Origin of the sequence: Enterococcus sp. AZ048 (assembly GCF_051715125.1) — a bacterium.
Lineage (GTDB): Bacteria > Bacillota > Bacilli > Lactobacillales > Enterococcaceae > Enterococcus_A > Enterococcus_A gilvus.
In genome coordinates this window covers 122,261-146,336 of sequence record NZ_JBIOTD010000002.1, presented here as the reverse complement: position 1 = coordinate 146,336, position 24,076 = coordinate 122,261, and the positions used below count along the sequence as shown (strand labels likewise).

Here is a 24,076-nt window from a genome sequence, read left to right as displayed (position 1 = left end):
TATTAATCTTTAGATAAACACGTATCAATAAACTTGTGCAATTTCAACTCAATATTCCCTTCGATGGTTTTCAATCTGAGTAGTGGGATTCCTGATTTCTCAAGAATAGAATTCTTTTGACTATCTCGTTCTTTTTGAACTTCTTTTTCATGAGAACCGCCATCCACTTCAATGACGCATAATGGCGTTTTTCCAACTTTGTAATACAAAACAAAATCACAGCTAGACTTTTGGTTGATGAATTCAAGCTCCCTTTGTGTAAACGAATTATTTTCAATCGAAACAAGCTGTGTCAGATAGATTTGCTTATGATGCTCTAATGATTGATATTCTTCCTGAGCTAATAAATCTTTCAACAAAATATCGACTATTCTCTCCGATTTATATTCAGCATTTGACTTCGAAAGGCGCGCAGAAAGTTTCTCCAATGATTTGTCGTAATCGTCGTACAATAGATCAAAAGCAGAGATTACTGGACTTTCGTGAATCAAGTCGGATTCAGCATAATACTTAATATATCTGATCAATGCAGCAATATTACTTTCATCATCGAAAACACTGTCACCTGTAACAAGAGTAAATCGTTTAATCGCTCTTGAGACAGCTACATTTACTAGCGGTGATTGATCGACAAATTGTCTGCTTCCTTTGTAGGAACCCTTTTTATCAAGAACTGTAGAAAAGATGACCTCTTGGTATTCTCTTCCTTGAGATTTATGAACTGTTTTCTTAATGAAATTCGGTGATAAGGTTTTCTCAGCTAATGCTACTTGATTTCTATAAGGAGCAATAACACCAACATTTTTTTCTTCTGAACGCCTTACTTCTATAATAGATTCTAACTCTCTTAGGTTGGAATAATTTCTTGTATGATTCCCTTTAGACGTGGTAATAATCTCAATGGCCTGTTCTCCATTATCTTCGGACATCGGAATAAGTTGGTTATCGTAAAACTGCTGATTACAAAATTGAATGATTTTCGGATGACAGCGATAGTGTTCTTTCAATAAAGACATGGGTATTTCATTTTCGAATACTTTGATAACAGAATCCAACAGACTATATTTGGTACAGTCATAGTATTCAGACGGACACTTTAGATTCGATTTTTCCGGAATATGAGGCAATTGCTTTCTATCTCCTACTATGATGATATTCTTTGCACAACCTAAGCTTAAAATTCCCGGCACAATATCTTGCTGAGAAGCCTCATCTATAATGATATAATCGAACGAAAATCCTTCACATACTGAGTTGATAATGGAATGGGTACTACTACCAACAATAGGAAATCTATTCAAGAATGCGTTGAAGTTCTTTTTATTCCTATAATTATTAGCCGTAAAACTTATTTTCTCATCTTTAATATTTTTAGCTAAGTGTTGTTTAAGATAAACTAAAGAATCCTCTTTCAAAGCATCCAGCGTATGGTCAAATTCCGCATTTTCAAGCGTTTTCTCTAACTCTTTGATCTTATTTTGCCGATTCTCAATTTGTTGATTGTAATATGCGAATTGTAAACTAAAAATGAAGTTCATCTGCTCTGAAAGGTCATCCAGAAAAGGCGTTTTAAATACTCGGAAATTCAAGATGAGTCTGAATCTATCTACCAGAGAAACGTGTCTGTTCGTTAAGTATTTCATATAAACCATTAAGTCAGTCATTTTCTTTGGATTTAATCTATATTTTTGGACATTAATCATTTTTACAGAAGGATGCTCCTTACGCCATTCTTCTAAATAATGCCTCTCAGTTTTAAACTCTTTTATTTCTGCACTAAATTGAGCAAGCTTATTTCTTAATTGTAAATACTTTTTCAACTTGTCAAAATTTTCTTGGATCGTTTTTATTTCAATCTCAGGACCCTTTGGCTTATTAGGAATCTCTCTAGCATTCGAAAAGAAATTATTCTTATTGACCACACTACCAAGTTCGGCAACTAAATAATCTAAATTAACCTTTCCCAACTTTTCATAGACATTAACAACAGCTTCATTATTATTCGAAACAATCGCGACTTTTTGATTTTTTAGCAAAATATTCGCAACTATATTCAAGATTGTCTGCGTTTTTCCGGTTCCAGGAGGACCTTCAATAACACTGACCTGTGAGGAAAAAGCATTAGTCACTGCCATCAGCTGGTTCGCGTTTATCCCAAAAGGAAAAATAAGATTATCGGGCAATTCTCTTGTTTCATTTTTCCCATAACAATATGCACACAACGCATTTCCCCGAAAAGGTACAATCTTTTCAAGTTGTCGTTGAACATTTTCTGCGATAGCTTTTTTGTCGTTATCCGCATTGAAAACTCTCTCAGAAGCAATTTCACTGAAATATTTAAAAAGATCTTCTTTTTTTAAATCTGGCTTAGGGGAAAATGATACATTTTTTGATTCCATCACATATCGTTTCTCACTACTAGGATACTTTACAACAACAAACTTATTCCCATATTCAACTGCGTATTCAATTTCACTATGATAATTGTCTTTACTAAGTAGAAAGTTACTATTAAATTCTTGGCATGGCTCTATCTGACATTCCTTCATTGGCTGAGACCAGCTCTTCCCTGATGGAAAATAGATGGTTAGCATTAACGTTTGCGTCTCTTCCTTACACCATATACGCCAATCGCTCATTTGATTGGTTCTGTTTTGCCCATTCATATAAATGGTTACCATAATAAAAATCAACCCTTATTTTATATTGATTCTATTATAACTGAAATTATTAACAAAAAACATGATATCCCCAAAGAGGGAAGAACGTTTTTTATGGTTTTAAAATATCATTTCTCGTATACTTGGTTCAAACCCTTAATTTCAAACAAATCTAAGAACAAATATGAATAATTCAAAATTATCACTCTTTTAAGCATAAATGTGGAAATTATTAAAAAAGAGTGAATCCGAAAAAGAGAAAATTATCAATGTCATTTTATAGTCCATATTGTAATGATCGATCGTTTTATTATATCTCAAATTTACTAAAATAAAAAAACTAGCAACTACCACCTATAGAATTGAGGTATAGTTGCTAGTTTTTTTACTGAGTTATAAGTTAGTTGATTAAATTTTTCAGTATTGATTATTCATCAAATGAAGAATTAATTAAGTCTTGTAACGTTCCATTTTTAGCATATACAACTGTATCTTCTTGTAAAAAGTTTTCTCGACTAATCGTACTGTCCAGCTTGCCAAAAATAAAATTCGTTGCAATTTTATGGATAATTTTAGTTGGAGCAAATCCATAAACCTGATTTTCTAAAATATGTTTGATTCGTTCACCATCATCTGGAATTTCACTTTTAATCACTGGACTATTGTACAATTTCTTTACAATCTCTGTGATATAGAGACCTGATTTCATATAGAGGTCAGCAAACGTTTTAGTCGAATCATCATAAATGCCGGGATTTTCTTTTTCCAAATCTTCAACCATCATCTTGACAACCCATTTAGGGGTGTAAATTTGGTTAGTTTTTTGAGGTGGAATATAGTCAAAAATGTCTTCATTCTTTTCTTCAAAATAGTTAGCTAACTCGACTTTCTTTCTTAGAAACTCTTGAACAGACTCATTGAATACTACTTCATCAAAAAGTTTTCCTGCAAAATGATGTTTTTCACCATTTTCCTCATAATCCCCACCATCTCTCAGGAACAAAAATTGATCAACAGTAATTCCCGTCACTTCCTGAAAAACGTCTTCTGGTGTATATTGATCAAAATTATTTAAATCTAGATTATTATCACCATACGCCATGATGAAACTTGGAATTGTACGTGCAAATCCTCTTAAGCGTCCACGTACATCCTCTTCTACTTCGGTTTTATTTTTATTTTTTATTTTACGTTCTTGAGTCTCAATAATTTCTTTTTGAACAGTTTCGACGGTTTCAACAACTTTTTTTTCGACTTCTTTATTATGTGTCTTGATAGCTTTCTCAATTTTAGTTTGATAATCATTATTGATCTCAAGTCGTCTTTGTTCATTGTCAGCCTGCTCAATTTTTTCCTTTAAGTCGCTTTCTAAATGAGCCTTTTGAATCATAAAATCAATATTAGCTTCATCAACAGAATGTTTTAGTTGAGTTTTGATTTTCTTTTCTATACGATCCACAGCAGTATTAGAAATTTTGTATTCTTCTTTTACATCTTGAAGTTGTGGCTTAATAATCTCTGTTACCGATTTACTTAGGTCATTGGATAACTTCTCCGCCGTTCGTTTATCTTCCACTGGTTCAAGAGTCTCCGATATAACATCTTGAACTTTTTCTATTGTATATTGTTTTTTTCCAAAAATCGCATCAGTTTTTGTGATTACAATTTCAGGTTCAACAACTGATTGTCCTTCATCGTCAACATTAATATCTTTTGTGTCTATTGCAGGCTTTTCTTCTGGTTTAGTTATTTTTCCTTGAGATACATAATCCATATTATCCAAAATATCCAAAGCTACTTGTGGGGCTTGGAAAATACCAGCAATATTGGCAAAAAGAAAATTACTCATAAAGCCACGCTTGACTACTTCAGATGCTTTAATTGTTTTGGGAATAGTCAGAACTTGCGAAGCATCCAGTTCAACCATCTTACCTTCGCTGTCTTCACCAACTACAGGGAAAAAGTTCAACAAACGCTTGATATTTTTCTCTCGATCACCCGTCGTACCCCCTCCAGAAACTGTTCGAGTGGATAGATTATTGGCAAACTCATCAAAAATAATTAACGTACGTTCAGGAGCAAAATCAAATACATAAGCATTTTGTTTTTGATATCGCACTTCTTCACCATTGACTTTTTCAGTCCAAACATATGGATTTTGAGCGCGAAAAGCAGCCTGCATATACAGAGCCGGCGATTTCATATTGCTCAACATCATTACCGCTGTCCATTCAGGAATTGTTACCCCTGTTGTCAATTGTCCTACAGAAAGTGTGATCGTTTTATCCTTAGTCGCAATTGCTTCTCTTACTCGTTTTAGAGATTTTTCATTCACTGCTACTTCTTCTAATTCCGTCTTGCCATCTCCAGCAGCCAGAACAATTTCATAATTTTCAAAAACAGGATGATTTTTAAGCAATAATTGCAATGCCTTTGCACTCGCTACGCGATTCATAATCCAAAATGTATGTTTAAGTTCATTCCGTAATTCTGGTGTAGAAAAGGGATACTTTTCATTATGGGTCAATGTGTCCAACCATTTTACAACATCTGATTCATGTACGAATTTTCCATCTTCTTTTGTAGAAAAGAATTCATTCAAATCAAATGCAAAATCAATATTGTTTCCATCTTCTAATGTTATTCCCTTGTTAATTTCATCAGTGATCATCTTGGACATCTGGTAGGTAAACATATTTAACTGTGGCAATGTTTCATAAGGGTTATTTTCTTCGCCATCCCAAGTGTACTTAGCATCTTGTTCGTCTTCATAAGACCAGTTAAAAATTTGATCATCATTAAATGAACCCTTAGCGATTGCTTTAAAAGGTGTGCCTGAAAGATGTAATGTGAATTGGCGTTTGATCTTATCAAAAGCAATATCAGTTTTGAATGTATCAACTCCTTCGTGCGCCTCATCAATAATTAATATATCCCAATTCGTATCGGCTACCCATTTTAGTTTTTCATATCCACCACCGAAATAAAGCGAGCCTTTTAAATCTTGTAAACTTAGAAAAGCAATCTGCTTTGTATTTTCATTATTAGTCGCATAATTGACGTATTCCTCACGTGACATTGGTGAACAGTCTTTTAATGAGTCTGACTCGCTAACAAATTTATAATCCGTTTGCCAAGCGATAAATTTAGTGAAATCATCAAACCAAGAATTTGCAATCGCAGGCCGGTTGGTAACAATTAATACATTGATAGCCTCCATCTTTCGAACCAAATCATATGAGGCAAGCGTCTTTCCAAAACGAGGCTTAGCATTCCATAAAAAAGAACCACTGGGATTCTCTTCGGAATAACTTAATGTCTTTTCAACCGCAGCCTCTTGCTCTGCTCGCAATTGATAAGTTAATTGTTGATCTTTTTGAATTTTAGAGTAATCTTTGAAAACAAATTCCCGATAAAGTGCTAAAGCATTTTCAGGATGACTATTGAAGTAAAACCATTCAGTACCCTTATTTCTTCGTATACCACTTTTTCGTAAATATTCATGAAAATCTCTGTCTGAGAAGTACCCTCCACCATTAAAACGAGCTTCATGTGCCCATAGCTTTTTAGGCTCAATTCCTACCGTGTGAGTCTGTTCCCAAATACGTGTATCAGCGTCACGGTCAGTATAGCCAATTTTTATCCAACCTTCTTTAGCCGTATTAGTAGGTGTAATGTAGGCATAAATTGTTGGCTTTATTTCACGTTTTGGAACAACAGCCGTATTCATGTCCAATTATTCCATCTCCTTCACTTTAGATTCAATGAAGTTGATTTCATCTTGGTTCAATCCATATTTTGTGTAAAGCTGTTGATCAATTTCAGGTATAGATTTTGACCAGTCAATATCAGATTCTTGGCTGAAATTCTGATTTGGAACTTTTTGCCAAGTATCTCTATTATTATCTTGTGTAATCTTCAAAATACCTAACATTGTTCTGCCAAATTTGGTTTTTATATATTTCAAACAGTTTTCCGCTTCAAACTCTTTTTTGAATGCACCTATTCCAATAAATGTCTGAGTGTACCCAATAAGTGGTGCTACAACCAACGGTGAACTAAGAATTTCTCCTAAACTTCCTGTTCCATTTGATCGAGGCACTAGCACTTTATACGCACCTAAATTTCCATGCAATGTGTCTATATATTTTTTTGATATATAACGATAAACTCTCTTTTTATTTGACAAACCATACACTTTTATATCATCTTCATCCCTCGGTTTTTCTGTGAATGCTGAGATTTTATCAAAAATATTGTTTCTAAATCTTTTATCCTGTCCTTTACTTCCTATGATCTTTTCGTATTGTGGGTAATCCATATATAATTCTTTTAAATTAAATTTATTTTGTGTATAGATAATTGCCGCTAAACTTTCCTCAAACGTTTTCGCAGCAGACTTTTTCATGATACTTTGTAATTCTGGATAAGAGGTAAATACTTCAATAGCCCCGTAATTTTTGTTTTCATCTCGATAACTAACTACTACACCACCTTTAATATCGGTATCGGGAAATATTTTTGAACTTTCTTGATTATAATAAACAATTTTCAAATGAGGATCGTTCAACATTTTTTTATTCCAAGCACTAGGGGTTTGACCAGCGTTAAAAAGAAATCTAGCCGGCGTAATGAGTTCTACTAATGGGGAAATTCTATAAGCCTCCTCCATAAATTTATGATAAACCGGGAGTCCGGCAGTATTTTTACCTTGTGCTTCTTCTTGATAAGGTGGATTTCCAATCACGACATCAAATTTCATAATTATTCCTCCTCTTTCAATGTATGAAATTCAAGCATTTTCTTAGTTTTCCAATCTTTTATTTTAACCGGTATTCCTTCTACTATTTCATTATTAATATTTTCAAATTCCTCTAACTCGCTAAATAGATTCAATTGCTCTATATTAGTATTTTTTTCACTTAAAGGAACAACATATTTTAAACCATCCATCTGAAATACATTGTAGCTAACAATGACTGCAATCTCCTTTTGCAATAATATATCAGGGGTATGTTGAAACTTCTCACTATAATAATCAATAAAGGTATACAATAAATTTTCGCGAGCTATTAATAATGAATCTCCTTGATATTCATAACCAAAACTTGATCTATACGCTTCTTTTGTTAGACGAATCCACTCGGAAGGATCGTCTATCTGATCACTAATTCGTTTTAGTTTACGATCAATAAATCCTACCCTTTCATTAAGAGGTATCGATTCTCCTGTGACATTATCATAGCGACTAACCATATAAGGTGCTTCACCACAGGTAATCTCAAGCCAAGTTTTCGAAACATAATCTTCTAATGAAAGATTGCAAAAGTCTCTATCTATAAGATCATTTTGCATCTTAACTATCCAAGTGGGTGTAAAAACTTCCGCTTTAATCTTAGTTCGATCTTTCTGTTCGTATTTCAATTTTTCAATGCGTGGACGTATTAACTTTGACTGAGTACCAGTAACGTGTTTTATAGTAATACTGTCACTAGCCCCAAATCCTTTACCCATTTTTTCATAAGTATTAGTCGCCCAAATAATATTTCTCTGAGTTGTTCTATCTTTTAAAAGAATTTTCAGTAAATCCCTAGAGTGACGTAATAATTTATTCTCGTCAATATCAATCGACTCATCTATATGTGGATCTGTCAAAAGAATGCCTCCTTAACCGATTTATTTCACTAATAACTAGACTTACCAAAATAATGAATCTATTCTTGTAGGCTTAGAATCCACCTCGATATAGAATTAATTGTAACAATAATAGTCATAAACATAAATAGCTATACTTTTACTTTACTATGAATAAAATACTGAATAAAGACTATAATAAAATTAATCTTCGAGATATCTCATCTGCCCCTCAATCCAGTCAGTAATCTGACTTGAATCTTTAGAAATACGGACTAAGTAATCTTTTTCATCTGCAGTCAATGCTTTCCTAATTAATCTTCGAGTACGAGCATAATTTAATATCAAAATACTCAAATATAAATTGAAGACTTTTAAAGATAGTTCGACAATCACATTTCCGGAGTATAAACTATCAATTTTAAAAGGATCATTTGATATCGGTAGAGAATGAACTTGATTAGAAAATAAATCATAAATCCCTTGTTCTACATTAATGGATATAGGCGAAATTCGCGAAGTAATTCTCTTTGATAGAATGTACTTTTTCCCGTTTAATATTGCTTTTCTATCACCTTTATCCAGAGTTTTAAATATAGCATTTTCCGTCAAATCTCTTTGATAAAATAATAAATGCATGCTTCCAGAAAAATCTCTGTAACTCAAATCATAGTCATTTAATTTATCCGTTATATTAAACAATGTTTGAGTACTGTGATAACTCCAACAGTCTTCTCTGAAATTTCTCTCAGCCATACTCATCCCTGGCTCAATAAAATAATTCATCATTCTACATAGATCAATCATATTTCTGGCAAGACTAGTAATTGTCATATTTTCTTGAACATATTCTATTGCAGATCCTCTAACTTTAATCAGCATAAGGAGTGTTTCGGCTATTCCTATAGCTTTTCTAGTGACACCTTCAAGATAAAAAGTACGTACTGTTGTCGGTTGTGAGCTTTCAGCAAGCAAGTTGTATCCAATATCATATAGATTCCGTAAAGTATTTTCTGTCACTAATAACACCTCATCATAAAGCTATCAGATCGCTAAATCATTAAGCCGCAATTCCAAAACACTCCATAACAATACCATTCAACTGCTCAGCTACCCCAGAAAAATCACAATCCAAATCCAAAGTCGAAACACTAATCTCATTTCCACTCATCTGATAAGTATTATCAGGCTGGATCATTTCATCTGTTCTGGCATAAAGCAGCATTCCTGAGACCTCATAACCTTCTTCTTTAAGCTGAGCATCTTTATTTTTCACATAAGTAAAAATCTGGTACAGATTACTTGAATGAAGTGTATGAGAATCATAAAAAGTCTGTGTTGTTCGAGAATAATATTTTGCATCAATGATTAAAATCTTCTTTTCATAAGTCAACATGATATCGCTTTGCATAATTGGAAGCATTGATGACATATCATCATCCAGTACCCAAGGTATTTGTGACGCACTAATTGAAATTTGCGGAAATTCTTTCTTGAAATACTCAAAAAGAAACTTCTCAAACAAACGACTCATTCTCTGCTCATCAATAAAATCCATCAATTGAGTCGTTCCATCAGTATTCGTCTGCAATAGTCCTGCTACGACCAGATAGCAGATAGAAACGTTTGATTATTTCGATTATATCGCACACTCCAATTTATCGAATGAGCGTCCAAAGTATCTACTCCATCAAAAAAAATTAGTAGCCTTCGAAGATCTTTTTTTCTTACTTTTGAAATATCCGATTTTAACAAAAGTATCATGGTTGTTTTTATAATTTGATTCATATATGAATTACCTGAAAAATCGTCATAGGTACAAACCAATTGCTTGCGAAGGATGGCTTGAGTCTTGATGGATTCTGATATGCTGACTTTTCCGCGCAGCGTGGAAAGCATTTCTTCTTGTTCAACATATTCACGGTCTAAACCACGCTTAAGCTGAATTGAGACGCCCTTACATAAGATGGCTGCACATAGGTCACCCACATTGCTGAACTCTTCCGTAGCGATTTTCTTATATCCTTGTTCGTTCAACACGCGAAAAGCATATGTCAGCATATAATAGATATTTCGTATAGGAATCACTTGATCGCGCCCCTTAAAGTACTAATCCAATCATTTACTTTATATGGTTCATCAAACCAGTATTCTTTAAGCAAAGGAATAAGCTCAAACTCAACAATACTATTTAGATTTTCTTCCATGGAATCGTGAAGATTACAGAAAAAACTATGCCCAATAATGAAGCCTTCCCCTAGCGATTCATCCAATGATATCACTGCATTTAGATTTTCAACACTCTGAATAAGTTTATCAAATTTTGGATTAGCCAGTTCTGATTGATATCTCTGAAATTCTTCCGTTTTAAATCCAGATTTCATCTCATAAAAGGCAAAACGTCTACGTAATGCATAATCTAGCATCGCCAGACTACGATCCGCAGTATTCATCATGCCGATAATATACACATTTTCTGGAACTGAAAACTTCTCATCTGAATAGAGCAGTTGAAGCTCCACACCACGCTTGTCATTTTCAATTAACATGAACAGTTCTCCGAAAATCTTGCTCAAGTTTCCACGATTAATCTCATCGATAATGAAGAAATAATCATTTTCACTATCAATTTCCGCCGCTTTACAGAAGTCATAAAAAGCTCCTTTTTTTAATTCAAACCCTGTTTCAGATGGGCGAAACCCCATAATAAAATCTTCATAGGAATAACTTTGATGAAACTGAATCATCATTACTCGCTCTTTATCTTTTTCGCCCATAATAGAATAAGCTAATCTTTTAGCTGCGAATGTCTTACCTACACCGGGGGCTCCTTGCAAGATAATATTTTTCTTGTTTTTTAAAAGATTAACCAAGGTATCATAATTATCTTCGCTCATAAAAACTTCTTCAAGGAAATTGTTCTTATCATAAGAAGGATAAATAGGTTCTATACCTTCAACATCTTCAATTGTATCGCTCTCGAATAATGCGTTTAGTTTGTCCACATATTCCGAATATGGCGTAATATCTGTTAAGGTCTTCATTACCGCTTTCCCTGGATGTGACCATTCCCCTTTATGTGTCCAATCTACATGACGAACATTTTTATGATCTTTTGTGGAGTCATACTCATAATCAGATGTAACAATTCCACGTCCTACTACTTGATACATACCTTTCTTTGCAAAAACGACGTCTCCCGGTTTCATTTCATTTACAAATTGCCATGTAGCATGAACCGCATTCTTATATGAGGCATCTGAATGATTAATTTTCCTTAGCTTTTGTCTCATTTCATTTTTGCTTTCGTAATAAGACAAATCACCGAGTGAGTTCCACCCGATTGACATAATTCCTGATTCATAGAACTCATCCCAATAAACCGCAGCATCACCGGGCGAATAAATCCAATAATGAACTGTTTCAACATCTTCATCCGCTACAGCTTCGCCTCTTCTTTTTCTTTGACTGGATACTTTTTCAGCGCGGTTCATCTCATTGACCTCCTCTGAATATCTCCACGCTTCAAAGCTAAGTTCCTTGAAGTCATTGAGTTTCGTTTCATCGCTCTTTAAAAAGGTTCCTAACTTTTCAACAATTTCAAAATACGTATCTGATGAAATTTTATTCCCCACTGCTGGCAACGATTCAACAAAATCATGTGGAAATTTACCAGCTTCATAAATGTACCAAGTGTTACGAGAATCCAAGTTCAAAAAAGAATCTGGTGCAATCCAGTATAAGCCCATTGTGACTTTACTATTTCCGTTACCCTTTTTATTGATTACTAAATCAAAGTATTTTGATACCTGTTTACGATTTTTCGATGTTTGATCTTTCGAATAAGCCATCGCCGAATCGAATAACTCCCAAAGATCATCAATGTCATTTTCATCGCGCCCATCTGCAAAATAATAAAAAGTAGCATTTTGGTTATTTAAAACAGGGATACTTTCAAAGGAAGTAGGGATGTCAGAACGGATATCGAACAGTTCCGAAATTGTTTCAATAATCTTTAATCTGTTGGATTCCTTCATCGAACTTTTATTAAATAAGCCAAAAACAGTGAATGGATCAATATCAACTAACTTTTTATCTCTTTCCAGTGTAGGGATATTAATGCCTGTAATCTCATATATTTCATTAACTTTATTGACTAGCTTTTCTCGATCCTTTTGATACATCAATAACTTATTAGCAAATTCAGTATAAAATTCAACCCAATCAAACATTTTCTTTTCACTCAATCGTCTTTCCTCCTATAATTTTGTAAATGGCTATGCATTTTCAATTCTTAAATCAATTTTTTGATCAAATATTCTTTATTATTTATCTCTTTCCCAGTAGGTTTCATGAAATCATCAAATTTAAAATCTAACCATTCCGGTGAATAGTCAAACCAGAACTTTTTACTAGTGATTCGCTTTTTAAATGTCTCAAATGCTTTGTGATCCTCAGCATCTACAAAGACTCCGCCTCTCACTCTGTAACATCCTACCAGAGCCATCAAATTAATGAATGCCTGTACAAGTAAATCATATAGTTCTCCTCGTTCTTCATACTCAACTTCTTCAAAGAAGAGTAATTCTTTGGCCTTATATAATTTGATGTATGAAGCTGCTTTTTCTTCTCTACAGTACTTCTTAAAGATTTTACTAGGATTTTTCGAAACTCCCAGATAATAGCGATTTTTTTCTAACAAGATACAATATAGAAATTTACTTTCTATATTTTGAGAAAAATTGTCATCTAAAATTTTAATAATCTTTTCGGGAACATCCTTTTTAAATTTAAATAATTTCATTCTAATGACACAAGGATCACAGTCTGAAAAAAAGCCCCCTCGAACACATTGCCAATTATACTTTTCCATATATTCTAAAGTTAGTAAATTTTCTAAAATCTCAGCTTCTGAATAATCTAAACCGCTAATTTCTTTTGTTTCTATTAACTTTATTGGTTTATTTTGTTGAGTCTATGCTGATCCTTTACCTTTAAAATGTTTTTTTAAACGCTTATCTAAATTAGCTGACTGTCCTATGTAATAGTTCTGGTTTTCCAATTCTAATACATACAAAGTTCTATTTTCCATATTTTTCCCCTCAGTTATTGAGCAACGATTAATCAATCAGAAGTATATTATTTGCATAATAAAAGCTATTACTATTTTATCACTTTCTTATTCTAACAACATTATCATTCACTACGATAGTACTTTCAAAGTAGGCTTAAAGCATGTAAAAAAGGTGTACTCTAATAATGAGAATACACCTTTTTTACATGTTTTATTCATATACATTCAAAATTTCTTGAATAATACTTCGTTCATTCAATTGATGTATATATTCGACAAGTTCAATTTTCATTAACTTAAACAGTCTCTCTTTCATACCACCGTATTTCAAATTAGAGATCATTTCAGCTAACACCTCAAATAAAGTTCCTAAAACATACCCCTCAATCCAAGTAGTTTTAGTATTTTCTTCAAGTTTTTTCTTTACTTCATCGATTTTGTTGGTAAGCCGCTCCTGAATATAGTTTTGATGATGAGGATTTTTAATTTTTGCTACCTCAATTTGTTTAAACGCCTTTTCTGTTTCTATAAGCACCTTCGTTAATGACTCAATTTTAACATTCGCATAATTGATTCTTCTTTTATACAAATCTTCAAGTTTATTGAGTACACTTATAATATCCTCAACACCAAACAAATCTTGAGTCTGAATGATCACATTTTGATTACTTGACATAAAGTTAGAATAGTCAATTTCTTCTTTTAGTGATTCATTTTTCCTTTTGAAAAAGCTGAAGGAATTGTTTTTAGCACTATTTTCCTCAAAATGTTCATCAAGAACTTTCGGAAGTAATTGATCCAATAGCCATTCTTGAGATTCAATAATCGTCCACAATTTTTTTTCATAGCTATTATCAAAATCCCACCAATAATAATTCATCTTAATATTTCCAAAACAATCAATAGATTCTTTTACTTTAATAAAAGCCTTATAGTTCGATGTTTTAGGATCAATAACTTTTATCATGTTAGAACACATTGCGTCAAATATATTCCAGCTATTTCTTTCTGCTCTTTGATAATCATGTTCTTTTGTGAATTGATCAATAAGGTTCCAAACTCCAACAGAACTTGTCGCAATATGAAATTCATCGAATTGACTATCTCGTGGTAAAAAATTAGTAATCTCTTTCTTCTTATAGACTGATAGTAGTTGATCTACATATTCATCAATAAAATCATCAAGAATATCAATAAAACCTGTGGTTTGATCTTCCTTTAGGAAAATTCTTGTATTTCCTAAATCTACATAGTACCCTTCATCATCCAAATTTTTAATAAGATATTTGCGCATTCCTAATTCTATTGGAGTATGTGAGCCTCCGTAATACCTACTTAATATTTCGTGATGATCTAGTGTAATCATTGCTTCCCTGACATAGTGACTATTAATCTCAAATAGACAACTACCTTTTAATTTTTCTTTCAGTAGGAAGAAATGAAGTAATGCTTCCATTCGAATTTTTTAAATTTAAAACTTTGGAATCAAAACTTTCTACGATTTCTTTTGTTTTTTTATTAGAAAAGCGTTTGTTCATGCCTGTTACTTCATCTAAAATATCTTCTATACTTGCCCCAGAATCTTGTAACTGTTCCAAACTTCTCATAATTACTAATACGTCAGGAGTAGTATGAAACTTTTTAATGTATTTCTCTACATCACTTAACTTGCTTTTAGCTTTTTTGAGTGCTAACTGTGTGACCTCACCAAAAACGACATCACTTTTTGTATTATTACAATTTGCACACAATGGACGGAGATTTAAAATACCATTCAGGTCAAAAGAATCTGATAACTCAAATTTTGAAAAAGCTTCTTTCCTCTCTTTTTCATATTTTTTTTGTTCATATTTTATAGGAATGATATGATCAATAACCAAGTTTCTATCCCTCCAAACATCCTCCTTAAATTCAGAACATGATGAACATCTTTGTCCATATGCAAGAACCAGAGCATATTTAATCTCTATAGGAATTTTTTTTCTACCCATTATTTCCCTCCTTTTATTTTTCATTATCAAAATAATAAGAATTATAACATGAGTTTTATTGTAAAATACTTTTTGATCGTAAACGTCGGTTTTCTTATCCCAAACGTCTATATACAGACTACTTATAACATCTAAATAGTATATATCTTCTTGCTCAGAGTAATAATAAAAAATTTTTTTTCAATTGCAAGTCTACCTAATCAGCTACTACCTTAATTTCTATGGACAGCTATTGATTTGTTTATCAGCCCTAGGTATCTAAAATTTTTGCCACTCCTCCTCTCGGTACTTATTCTCCCAAAATGATATTACGTATTAAAACAATCGCTTAGAGAACAATTCTGAGCGCTTATTTATTAGCTTGATATTCGATTTGCAAACTGTATGCAAAAAAAGAAAGCTCAATACCATAAGCTCTCTCACAGATTTATTCAGTTAACCTTTTCCCAACCAGATAAACCATCCAATCCAGCTCCCGTTCCACCTGCAACAACTGCAACCCAACATCATCCAGATACTCCCCAAAAGCATCCGGCTCCTTCAAGTCAGGCAGAAAGTATTTAACCTTAAAATACTCACAGCCAATAAGAAAAATCCCGTCATCAGCCAGTATTCTTTTTACCTCTAAAAGACCACCTTGCAGATCATTCCAATGAAAATGATTTTGAAAAGCGCAAATTAGGTCAAAGCTATTTGAAGGATAGTCTGTTTTCTCGATGTTTACTCTATCGAATGTGATCGTATGGTCAGAGTATAATCTCTTTGCTTGTTCAATGGCTTTTTCTGAAATGTCTATTCCAATGTTTGACTCGGTCTTGAATCTTTGACTGAGGTAGTACGTGGTTGCACCATTGCCGACACCTATATCTAAAATGTGGTGAAATTGTTTTGCTGGTAAGAATGACAGGCTCCATTTTGCCATGGGCAAGTAGACTTTATTCCACAATTTCATCATGATACTCCCTACCCAGCCGGATGGTGCTTTCGATTGGTTTAGAAGGTGTTTGTAAATGAAAAATAGTCCTACTACTAGTATTAATAGGATAAAGAAAAGATTCATGGTTTTTCCTTTCTGACCCAAACTAAAGTAATGATCTTTCTTTGATTTATAGACTGGAATGGTATCCTACAAATCCAATACCATCTTATCTACGGTCTTTTAGTTTCACATTTCTTTCATTACTTACATTGTACTTCACTTCAACATCCACTAAATAGTAAACGACATGCTGTAAGTCCTCTTCTGTTACGTCTGCCTCAGTGGCACTTGTTGTTTGTTTATACCTAAGTTTGACAACGTTCCCTTTTTTAAAGCTTTCTGGTTCCTCTGTTTCAAATAATGCTTGATCTAAATAGCTGTCAACCAACACCACATAATACTTCTCTCCTATGGTTCGAACACTTTTAACAAAGAAATAGTCAGTTCGTGTTTGAACAGGATTTCTACCTAGAAGCAAATCCAAGGACTGGACTTTTCTTGGATTTGAGATAGCCACTCTTTTTTCATCCTCATTGAACAAGTCCATAGGTGTTGCTTGATCTAATTCATCATAGGTAAAATTAATGATCTCATCTTTTTCGTATTTCAATTTCGTTTTCGTATCCCACTGTAAAAGGGTGCCGCTAGAAATATCTTGAAAAATCACACTATGACCATAATAAGCCTTAGAGGCTCCCATCGGAACTCTGTTATCAATACTAATTACTTTTGCTATTGTGTATTTTCTCATACTATCACCCACTATCCAGTATCCAGTATAACTTGTTTTTCTTCGCCACCTAGGCAGATAAGTAAAAAAAGGCTTAAAAACCTAAGTTCCTATATCATCATTCCAATATCCAATCTTTGAATAAAGGTAGGCCATCAACTTCACCCGAAGTAACTGAATCGCTTTGAAAACTAAGGCGAATTTAAAAAAACTAATTTCCACCCCATTCAATGGGTTCGCTGGATTCCACGATTCCAGGGCCCACAGGCGCGATTTCTCCTGTTTATGGATTCGTTGGTTGGTCGATGTAGTACAAATAGCCGTTCTTTCCATCTCTTCCACGTTTGCTTTGGTCGTAGGAGTCACTATCTATGCAGATATTCGCGGCAATCGCCACTTCCTTGCTTCCCTAAAAAAAGAGACCCCCATATTCACCAGCCATCCCGTAGATCTATCCTACCTTTGACAAAGTCAGCTCGCAGGCTTCCATTAAACAAAAGGCCGTTTAAACCAAAAAGATACCCGCGATCAGTAAAATCGCAAGTATCTCTCATTTCACTAAACAAACAGCCGTATCAAGGAATTATTCGACTGAGTCTCTATGCATATTTCGCCATCGCTGGATGGTCTGGGTTAGTAATTTTTTTAATGCAGGTGCTAAAAGTAGATAAAAGATGACGTTCCCAAACGCATGCATCGTATCTACGGGAATTCCGGCTAAATAGTAGGGTAAAAACGCTGAGATTCCGAGAAATGGCGCTTGAACCGCCGAAATGAAGAAACCAAAGAGCATTCCCGTGATTCCAGCGTAAATTGCCTGCAGCAGAATACTTTGCTTGAATTTCGGGATTTTTTTGAGCACTCCTGTCAATAAAATAATTAGAAAATAGGTTACCACTTGGGCAATAGTCCAGACGCCCATCCCCATATAAAAATTGGTAATGAGAATTGACAGCAGGCTGACCAGCAGTCCTTGATAGGTGCCCCAGTAAATGGTGATGATCAACAGTATGGCGGTGACTGGCTGCACGTTTACGATAAATTGAAAGGCCGTTCGACTGACGACACATAAGGCGACCAGCATAGATAATAAACTTAATTCCTTCACTCCTAGTGAAAAGACGGAAGCGATGGATTGCTTAGAATTGTTCAAGCTTGAACACCACACGATCGTCCTTTTTCAGAGTAACGTCCTTGGCGCCCGAATTGACTTGTTCATCATTGATGGTGAATACCCAATATTTATTGTTCTTTTCATCCTGTGCGTGACCATCAATCGAGGTGATCATGCCATTATCGTCTTCAACGGCATAGGTTTTTTTTAAGACATCAAATAGTGATTGTCCCTTTTCAAAGGAAACCTGCTTTTTTGACAGCTCTTTATCTCCGTCTACTAGCGTGATGCTTGCTTTTTCTCCTATTTTTTCGCTGCTTGCGACCGTTTCTTTAGCCGAACTGCTGTCTGACGACTCCGACGGCTTAGAAGTACACCCGCTAATAAGTGTTAAACTAAAAATAAGTGCAAAAAATACTGTTCTTTTCTTCATTTTTCTATCCCCTTTAGCTATCTAAATTAAAAGACACCCAAAATCAATGGGTATCAAAAAAACGGAAACAAACGCCCCTGATCTTGCTTGTTTGAAATTTATTTATTGGATAACACGTTCGTCGACTTTCCATAAGTACTCGAATAACAGCACGAAACAAATTTCCAGCGAACAAAAACAGATGCCTCTGCATCAAAAATACCAGATTTGACCATTAGATTAAAGTATCTGAGGCGATCTGATTGCCATTATTGGGATAAAACAAATAAGTACTATTTAATAAGATATAATTGCTCTGAAACGGCAATATAGCTCTGCTGGTTATTGGACACTTAAAATGGTTCAGCTTATTGGAATAGTTAGCGAAAGCCTTCGAATAAGGAAAACACCGTAACGTCTTGAAGATCGCGGTTTAGTCGTGGTCCTGCTCATCAAAGAGAATAAAAAACAGCATAAAAAATACCGACTAAATTTTCCAGTCGGTATATGGTCTCAAGTCACTCTGATATTCAACCCAGCCTCTCCAAAACGTCTGCTATCTCAGTCAAAACTTCTGCGTCGGTTTCGGTTTCTTTTAATTCCTGCAATAGATGGATGGTTTCATCGGGCGCTTTTTTTGTCAGTTGACCTAATGCCCAGACGGCGGTGCCGCGAATGACTGGACGCTGGTCTTGCAGACAGTCACGAATTTCTGGCAAAGCTTCTCTGCCGCCAAGATTGGCTAAGGCGATCAATGCATTGCGCTGCAGCGGTTTTTTCCCGCGCCACGATCCGGCCAAGTGCCCAAATTGTTCCTTGAACTCGCGATTTGAAATGGTAAGGAGCGGGGTCAATTTCGGATAGACCTCATCGACTTTCGGCTCCATTTCCTCGTGAAAATGAAAGTCTTTCCCGCGGTTATAGGGACAGACGAGTTGACAAATATCACAGCCGTAAATGACGTTGCGCATTTTTTTGCGATATTGCTCCGGCATCATGCCCTTGGTTTGAGTCTGATAGGAAAGACATTTTTTGGCGTTCATGCGGCCATCGCCCAATAAGGCACCCGTAGGACAGCCAGTAATGCACCGCGTGCAATCCCCACAGCCATTTGGAACGGGCTGATCTGGCTCAAACTGAATATTCGTGATGATTTCGCCAAGGTACACGAAAGAACCATACTCTTCAGTAATCAGTAATCCATTGCGCCCGATAAAGCCCAGTCCCGCCCGTTGTGCAACCGCCACATCCACCAGCTCACCTGTATCGACCTGTGGAGCAAACCGCCACTCGGCTTGGAGCTGTTCGGTTTCAGCCTGCTCTTTGATAAAGGCGATCAGCTTCGTCAGCCGTTCTTCTAAAATAAGATGATAATCTGTTCCCCACGAAGCACGGGCAAATTGCCCACGTTTTTCATCTCGGGGAACTTTTTCATGGATTTTGGTTGGGTATGCCAAGGCAATCGCGATAATGCTTTTGGGATCTTCAAAGGTTTCCTCTGGATATAGCCGTTCCTTGATGTTTTGATGTTCAAAACCAGAAGTATGGCCCAGTGAGCGTTGCTCCAGCAACGATTCTTCCAAATAATCAAAAGGCTCGGCGGTTGTAAAGCCAATTTTATCTATACCTAGCTGCTTGCTTTCAGCAATGATCCGTTCTTTTAAAGTTTGCATAGTTCCACTCCTAGTTCGTACTAAAGAAATCTTTTTTTCAAAAAACGAAAAAATGAATCTGATTCTCACCACGTATGTCATTCTACTAACCCCTGCTGAAGCAGGAAGTAGAACTGAGATCCTAGTTCGTACTAAAGAAATCTTTTTTCAAAAACCGAAAAAATGAGTCTGATTCTCACCACGTATGTCATTCTACTAACCACTGCTGAAGCAGGAAGTAGAACTGAGATCCTAGTTCGTACTAAAGAAATCTTTTTTCAAAAACCGAAAAAAAGAATCTAATTCTCACCACGTATGTCATTCTACTAACCCCTGCTGAAGCAGGAAGTAGAACTGAGATCCTAGTTCGTACTAAAGAAATCTTTTTTCAAAAACCGAAAAAATGAATCTGATTCTCACCACGTATGTCATTCTACTAACCCCTGCTGAAGCAGAAAGTAGAACTGAGATCCTAGTTCGTACTAAAGAAATCTTTTTTTCATAAACCGAAAAAATGAACCTGATTCACACCACGTATGTCATTCTACTAACCCCTGCTAAAATAGGAGGTAGAACTGAGATCCTGATACGAAATTACAGGCTTACTATATCATATGTTCCTTACATCCTAAAGAAATTGACTGCTCTACAAGCGTGTTCTTCCGACCTTTTTAGTCTGTACATGTTGCTGAAATTTATTTTTTTCGTATAAAATACGGCAATAACTGAGGCAATAAATCACTTTCATCAGATTATTCTCTCCTTCTTCAAGGGTTCACAGGCCTATCATTCTTCCTAAGAATGATACAATAACACTATAAATAACTAGGGCTGAACAGGCTTTATAGGAGGAGGCACTTTTATGCATTGGGCTTTTCAACTTGCGAGTGAATTGATTGAGAAACATAAGGAGGACCAGACACCCATCACCTGCGCGTCAGGGGTCAGTCCTTCGGGATATGTCCATGTGGGGAATTTTCGCGAGATTGCTACAACATATTTTGTGACACAGGCACTTAAACATCTAGGCGCAGCACCGCGCTATATTTTATCTTGGGATGATTACGATCGATTGCGGAAAATTCCGAAAAACGTCAGCGGCGTCTCCGAAGAAAACATCGGATTGCCGTATACCAAGGTAGCACCCCCGGCGGATGCGGATACAGACGCAGCGTCATATGGCGATTATTTTGAAGAGATGTTTATCGGCGATCTGGCAAAATTGAACATTCGGCCAGAGTTCATTTTTGAAACGAAACGTTATGAGGGCGGGGCTTATGACGAGGACCTCGCATTGGTTTTAGCCAAGCGGAAAGAAATTTATGATATTTTAAGCCGGTTTCGGACAGAAGCCGCTAACGAGGAGGAACGGGAAGCGTACTATCCTATCTCCTTGTACTGTGATCAGTGCGGGCATGACAGCACGACGGTGACCAATTACGACGAAGCCACTCAGACACTGAGTTATTCGTGCAAAAATTGCGGGCACGAAGGAACTCAGACTATTAGAAAACACCAGCACATCAAGCTTCATTGGAAGATCGATTGGCCGATGCGTTGGCGCTATGAAAAAGTCGCCTTTGAACCTGGTGGCAAGGACCACTCATCGAAAAACGGGAGCTTCGATGTTGCAAAAGCGATCGCTAAGGAAATCTTTGACTGGAAGGCACCGCTATATCAGCCTTATGATTTCGTCAACATCAAAGGACAAACTATGAAGATGTCCAGCTCAACTGGAAATATTTTGACATTGCCAGACTTGCTTTCGATCTACACCCCTGAATTGGTACTGTATTTGTATGCCAAATACCAGCCAAAAGCGCAATTTGATTTAGGACTCGACGACGATGTACTACGGAACTATTCTGAATTCGAACGATTGGTTCAAAAGGCCAAAAATACAGAACTGGACGAAACAAATCAGCAATTGCTGCAATTGACCGGTGTCGACTTGGATCAGGTGTACCCAAACTTCAACCATGTCGTCAGCATCTTATCCCTGACCGCGAACAACACAGAAATCGCCAAAGAACTGCTTATCAATGAGCATGTCTATACAGAAGACGCGATCGATCATATTTTGCCGCGGGCCAGCTACTGGATCGAAAATGACGCGACCTCACGGCTGGTCACGATCAACCAAGCGCCGAATCGTGACGTTTACGACCTATTGACTGCGCCAGTCAAAGCGCGAGTTGCTAAATTTAAAGACCTATTAGCGACGAGCGGTGATTTGAACGAGGGAGACTTGATGCAGGCCATCTACGACCTGACAGATGCCACGGATAAAAAAGAAAAACGCGCAGAACAAAAAGAACTCTTTTCTGCCATTTATCAACTGACCTTGAATCAAGACCACGGACCACGCATCCCGTTATTAATCAAAGTCGTGGGCCCTGAAAAGCTGCAGCAATTACTAGATTTCAACTAAAGAGAACATGTTAGCGACCAAAAGAATAACATCTTTTGGTCGTTTCTTTGTTTGACAAGCTAATGTCCATTAGCTAAAATAACCATATAAAAGCGAATGGTTATTAGCCAGAAAGGATGCGCCCTATGAAGAAAGGCACTACAAAGGAACGGATCGTGGAAGAAGCCTCCCGTCTTTTCGCCAAAAAAGGCTATGAAGCCGTGAATGTCGAAGCAATCGCTCAAGCTGTAGGCATCAAGGCCCCCTCTTTGTATAAGCATTATCGGAACAAGCAGGAATTATTCGATGCTGTCGTGGCGGAAATGAACAGCCGTTATGAAGCAACTATGTCAGCCTTTCAGATGGACGGCTATGAAGGCGAAGCAGATGCTCCGCTGTTTGCGGAGAAGACGGAAGAGCAGCTTGTTGTTATTGGTATACAGTTTTTTATGTTCTTTTTACATGATGACTATGTATCGAATTTTCGGAAGCTGCTGACGATCGAGCAGTTTCAAAATCCGAGATTGGCAGCATTATTTACGCAACAATACACAGACAAACCTCTGGCGTATCAGGAAAAGTTGTTTACCCTGTTGATAGAAGCTGATGTGCTGCGTGACTGTGATCCAAAGGTCCTGGCCTTGCATTTTTATGCCCCGATTCAGCTGCTACTAACCCTTTGCGACCGCCAGCCAGGAAGAGAACCCGAAGCCTTGCGGACACTAGAGCAACACATTCGTCAGTTTTATATTCTTTATCAGAAAGGAACGGATGCCCATGAGTAGAAAAAGAGATCTGATCCAGTGGTGTGGTTTATTCGGTATCGTCAGCTTTCTTTCTTATGTTTCTGCTGTTCTTTTCAGCCCATTGGCCTATCCTGGATATAACTGGATGGCACAGGCAGTGAGTGATCTGAGTGCAGATACCTCTCCTGCCAAAGTCTTGTGGAATCAACTTTCCGCCTTGTCTGGTGTCGGCAGTGTGGTGTGCATCATGATGGTCTGTGTCTTTATCCAAGGCAAATTAACGAAATCTATACGCTTAGGCATCTATCTTTTTGCTGCGATGCTCTGGGTATCAGCGGTGGGATACACGCTATTCCCTCTGAGCGAAAGCGGCTTTGGCGGAAGATCTTTTCAAGATTTCATGCACATTGGAATGACTGTCTTAGTGGTCAGCCTGTCTATCGCTTCGCTTCTGCTTATCCTGATCGGCGGATTTCATTCGAAGCAGTACCAATCATTGGCAGTTTGGGCAACCCTGGCGCTGATGCTGATGCTTGCCGGAGCCATCGGTGTCAATGTTGTTCCTGCCCGATACTTCGGTATTCCCGAACGCTTCAGTGTGCTAGCAGCAATGGGCTTTAATGCTGTGTTGGGCGTTTATTTATTTTTAGGCTTTTTTGAGAATTAAATTTTAA

The 24,076-nt window shown here is 36.2% G+C and carries 20 protein-coding genes; 3 read left to right on the top strand and 17 right to left on the bottom strand.

Annotated elements, in window-relative coordinates; all coding sequences use genetic code 11:
* Positions 1 to 2: 2 nt before the first annotated feature.
* The 17 genes from IGI66_RS14520 to queG all read right to left on the bottom strand — a co-directional run bounded on the left by IGI66_RS14520 (position 3) and on the right by queG (position 20,267).
* Positions 3 to 2,681 (bottom strand): AAA domain-containing protein, encoded by a 2,679-nt coding sequence (locus IGI66_RS14520; protein WP_438849381.1) that lies wholly within the window; start codon positions 2,679 to 2,681, stop codon positions 3 to 5.
* Between the two features lie 406 nt (positions 2,682 to 3,087).
* Positions 3,088 to 6,390 carry a DEAD/DEAH box helicase family protein gene (locus IGI66_RS14515; protein ID WP_438849886.1) on the bottom strand — a complete coding sequence of 1,101 codons (3,303 nt, stop codon included), beginning with the start codon at positions 6,388 to 6,390 and terminating at the stop codon, positions 3,088 to 3,090.
* Between the two features lie 6 nt (positions 6,391 to 6,396).
* Entirely contained in the window at positions 6,397 to 7,422 is a 1,026-nt protein-coding gene (locus IGI66_RS14510; protein WP_438849380.1) for an Eco57I restriction-modification methylase domain-containing protein, read from the bottom strand.
* A 2-nt stretch (positions 7,423 to 7,424) separates the two neighbouring features.
* Positions 7,425 to 8,315: a hypothetical protein gene (locus IGI66_RS14505; RefSeq protein ID WP_438849379.1), complete on the bottom strand. Its 891-nt coding sequence runs from the start codon at positions 8,313 to 8,315 to the stop codon at positions 7,425 to 7,427.
* A gap of 183 nt (positions 8,316 to 8,498) precedes the next feature.
* The gene (locus IGI66_RS14500) at positions 8,499 to 9,314 is read right to left on the bottom strand and encodes a hypothetical protein (RefSeq protein WP_438849378.1); all 816 of its coding nucleotides are present in this window, start codon (positions 9,312 to 9,314) and stop codon (positions 8,499 to 8,501) included.
* 40 nt (positions 9,315 to 9,354) lie between these two features.
* The gene (locus IGI66_RS14495; protein ID WP_438849377.1) at positions 9,355 to 9,885 is read right to left on the bottom strand and encodes a 5-methylcytosine restriction system specificity protein McrC; all 531 of its coding nucleotides are present in this window, start codon (positions 9,883 to 9,885) and stop codon (positions 9,355 to 9,357) included.
* Between the two features lie 8 nt (positions 9,886 to 9,893).
* Positions 9,894 to 10,382 carry a 5-methylcytosine restriction system specificity protein McrC gene (locus tag IGI66_RS14490; RefSeq protein ID WP_438849376.1) on the bottom strand — a complete coding sequence of 163 codons (489 nt, stop codon included), beginning with the start codon at positions 10,380 to 10,382 and terminating at the stop codon, positions 9,894 to 9,896.
* Complete coding sequence (locus tag IGI66_RS14485; protein ID WP_438849375.1) at positions 10,379 to 12,541, bottom strand: AAA family ATPase; 2,163 nt, start codon at positions 12,539 to 12,541, stop codon at positions 10,379 to 10,381. The genes IGI66_RS14490 and IGI66_RS14485 overlap by 4 nt, the downstream gene beginning before the upstream one ends.
* A 47-nt stretch (positions 12,542 to 12,588) precedes the next feature.
* Positions 12,589 to 13,098, bottom strand: coding sequence for a hypothetical protein (locus IGI66_RS14480; RefSeq protein WP_438849374.1), 510 nt, complete (start codon positions 13,096 to 13,098; stop codon positions 12,589 to 12,591).
* A 171-nt stretch (positions 13,099 to 13,269) separates the two neighbouring features.
* On the bottom strand, positions 13,270 to 13,386 hold the full coding sequence (locus IGI66_RS14475) for a GIY-YIG nuclease family protein (protein ID WP_438849373.1): 117 nt from the start codon (positions 13,384 to 13,386) through the stop codon (positions 13,270 to 13,272).
* A 193-nt stretch (positions 13,387 to 13,579) separates the two neighbouring features.
* A complete protein-coding gene (locus IGI66_RS14470; RefSeq protein WP_438849372.1) occupies positions 13,580 to 14,824 on the bottom strand; it encodes a hypothetical protein in 1,245 nt (414 codons plus the stop codon).
* Positions 14,775 to 15,359: an HNH endonuclease signature motif containing protein gene (locus tag IGI66_RS14465; protein WP_438849371.1), complete on the bottom strand. Its 585-nt coding sequence runs from the start codon at positions 15,357 to 15,359 to the stop codon at positions 14,775 to 14,777. The genes IGI66_RS14470 and IGI66_RS14465 overlap by 50 nt, the downstream gene beginning before the upstream one ends.
* Positions 15,360 to 15,786: 427 nt before the next feature.
* Positions 15,787 to 16,419: a class I SAM-dependent methyltransferase gene (locus IGI66_RS14460; RefSeq protein WP_438849370.1), complete on the bottom strand. Its 633-nt coding sequence runs from the start codon at positions 16,417 to 16,419 to the stop codon at positions 15,787 to 15,789.
* Positions 16,420 to 16,504: 85 nt separating this feature from the next.
* Positions 16,505 to 17,089 carry a hypothetical protein gene (locus IGI66_RS14455; RefSeq protein ID WP_438849368.1) on the bottom strand — a complete coding sequence of 195 codons (585 nt, stop codon included), beginning with the start codon at positions 17,087 to 17,089 and terminating at the stop codon, positions 16,505 to 16,507.
* A 562-nt stretch (positions 17,090 to 17,651) separates the two neighbouring features.
* A complete protein-coding gene (locus IGI66_RS14450; protein ID WP_438849367.1) occupies positions 17,652 to 18,236 on the bottom strand; it encodes an ECF transporter S component in 585 nt (194 codons plus the stop codon).
* Complete coding sequence (locus tag IGI66_RS14445; RefSeq protein ID WP_438849365.1) at positions 18,208 to 18,615, bottom strand: DUF4430 domain-containing protein; 408 nt, start codon at positions 18,613 to 18,615, stop codon at positions 18,208 to 18,210. Before IGI66_RS14445 ends, IGI66_RS14450 begins: the two co-directional genes overlap by 29 nt.
* A 509-nt stretch (positions 18,616 to 19,124) precedes the next feature.
* Positions 19,125 to 20,267, bottom strand: a complete 1,143-nt coding sequence (gene queG / locus IGI66_RS14440; RefSeq protein ID WP_438849364.1) for a tRNA epoxyqueuosine(34) reductase QueG — start codon at positions 20,265 to 20,267, stop codon at positions 19,125 to 19,127.
* Positions 20,268 to 21,108: 841 nt separating this feature from the next.
* On the opposite strand from queG, the gene lysS reads away from it, so the two are divergent.
* The 3 genes from lysS to IGI66_RS14425 all read left to right on the top strand — a co-directional run bounded on the left by lysS (position 21,109) and on the right by IGI66_RS14425 (position 24,069).
* A complete protein-coding gene (gene lysS / locus IGI66_RS14435; RefSeq protein ID WP_438849363.1) occupies positions 21,109 to 22,677 on the top strand; it encodes a lysine--tRNA ligase in 1,569 nt (522 codons plus the stop codon).
* A gap of 125 nt (positions 22,678 to 22,802) precedes the next feature.
* On the top strand, positions 22,803 to 23,441 hold the full coding sequence (locus IGI66_RS14430) for a TetR/AcrR family transcriptional regulator (RefSeq protein ID WP_438849362.1): 639 nt from the start codon (positions 22,803 to 22,805) through the stop codon (positions 23,439 to 23,441).
* A complete protein-coding gene (locus IGI66_RS14425; RefSeq protein WP_438849361.1) occupies positions 23,434 to 24,069 on the top strand; it encodes a DUF998 domain-containing protein in 636 nt (211 codons plus the stop codon). Before IGI66_RS14430 ends, IGI66_RS14425 begins: the two co-directional genes overlap by 8 nt.
* The last annotated feature ends 7 nt before the right edge of the window (positions 24,070 to 24,076 follow it).